Source organism: Limosilactobacillus ingluviei DSM 15946 (genome assembly GCF_001435775.1).
Taxonomy (GTDB): Bacteria; Bacillota; Bacilli; order Lactobacillales; family Lactobacillaceae; genus Limosilactobacillus; species Limosilactobacillus ingluviei.
On the sequence record NZ_AZFK01000070.1, the window covers coordinates 1 to 1,195 of the forward strand.

Sequence of the window (1,195 nt, forward strand, 5' to 3'; positions counted from 1 at the left end):
CCCAAAGGCAACACTTTCATTTTTAAAAGTGTCAACCTCTAAGGGTATTGTACGAACGCCGCCCAAACATCAAAATAAGTAAGTAAGCTCACATCGACGCAAATAGCGCTCAGAAGTTGTCCTTCCTTCAAGGATACTTCTGGGCGCTATTCTGCTAAATACGGTCTATTATGCCGTGCTTACATTGCCCTCTTTGGTTCACGAAAGCAAAAACAGAGCGACTAGATTAAACTCTAGCCGCTCTGCCAAGCAAAGACATTCAAAATAAAATATGCCTCCGGTGGGGGTCGAACCCACACTCCCTTGCGGGAACTGGATTTTGAGTCCAGCGCGTCTGCCAATTCCGCCACAGAGGCATGTCTTCACTAAAAGGTGGTAACCGGATTCGAACCGGTGATGAAGGTTTTGCAGACCTCTGCCTTACCACTTGGCTATACCACCAATTAGTTAAGTCAACCAATAATTACTGGTTGGAAGGGCGGTATGTGGGATTCGAACCCACGCATGTCGGATCCACAAACCGATGTGTTAACCAAACTTCACCAATACCGCCAAAATATTCAGTTGAGCAGGGATAGTAGGAATCGAACCCACAATGACGGTTTTGGAGACCGTAGTTATACCGTTTAACTATATCCCTATAATAATGGAGGAGAGTGGATTCGAACCACCGAACCCGAAGGAACGGTTTTACAGACCGTCGCGTTTAACCAGACTTCGCTACTCCTCCATAAAGTGGCGCGGGACGGAATCGAACCGCCGACACACGGAGCTTCAATCCGTTGCTCTACCAACTGAGCTACCGAGCCATCTTTGGAGTTTACAACTATTCAGCTGTAATGGAGGATACAGGGCTCGAACCTGTGACCCTCTGCTTGTAAGGCAGACGCTCTCCCAACTGAGCTAATCCTCCAAAATCAAGTGACCCGTACGGGATTCGAACCCATGTTACCAGCGTGAAAGGCTGGTGTCTTAACCAACTTGACCAACGGGTCATCAACGGAGAGTAAGGGATTCGAACCCTTGATACAGGCTTTAACCCGTATACAGCATTTCCAATGCTGCTCCTTCGGCCAGCTCGGACAACTCTCCAAAATCCAAGCCCTGACACAAAGTCAGGTGCCAAAGGCTTGTTAACTTCGCGTGGCGACGCCCTATCCTCGCAGGGAGCGATCCCCCAACTACTTTCGGCGCG

General features: G+C 49.0%; 9 tRNA genes. All 9 read right to left on the bottom strand.

The features are described 5' to 3' along the window. Positions 1 to 272: 272 nt before the first annotated feature. The 9 genes from FC43_RS07280 to FC43_RS07320 all read right to left on the bottom strand — a co-directional run bounded on the left by FC43_RS07280 (position 273) and on the right by FC43_RS07320 (position 1,092). A tRNA-Leu gene (locus FC43_RS07280) sits at positions 273 to 356 on the bottom strand. A 14-nt stretch (positions 357 to 370) separates the two neighbouring features. Beyond that, a tRNA-Cys gene (locus tag FC43_RS07285) sits at positions 371 to 441 on the bottom strand. A gap of 36 nt (positions 442 to 477) precedes the next feature. Beyond that, positions 478 to 552: transfer RNA gene (locus tag FC43_RS07290), tRNA-His, on the bottom strand. Between the two features lie 17 nt (positions 553 to 569). Beyond that, positions 570 to 640 (bottom strand) — tRNA-Trp (locus FC43_RS07295). 7 nt (positions 641 to 647) lie between these two features. After that, positions 648 to 730, bottom strand: a tRNA-Tyr gene (locus tag FC43_RS07300). A 6-nt stretch (positions 731 to 736) separates the two neighbouring features. Next, positions 737 to 809: transfer RNA gene (locus FC43_RS07305), tRNA-Phe, on the bottom strand. 31 nt (positions 810 to 840) lie between these two features. After that, positions 841 to 913, bottom strand: a tRNA-Val gene (locus FC43_RS07310). A 9-nt stretch (positions 914 to 922) separates the two neighbouring features. Next, positions 923 to 995: transfer RNA gene (locus FC43_RS07315), tRNA-Glu, on the bottom strand. Positions 996 to 1,000: 5 nt separating this feature from the next. Then, positions 1,001 to 1,092: transfer RNA gene (locus FC43_RS07320), tRNA-Ser, on the bottom strand. Positions 1,093 to 1,195: the final 103 nt, after the last annotated feature.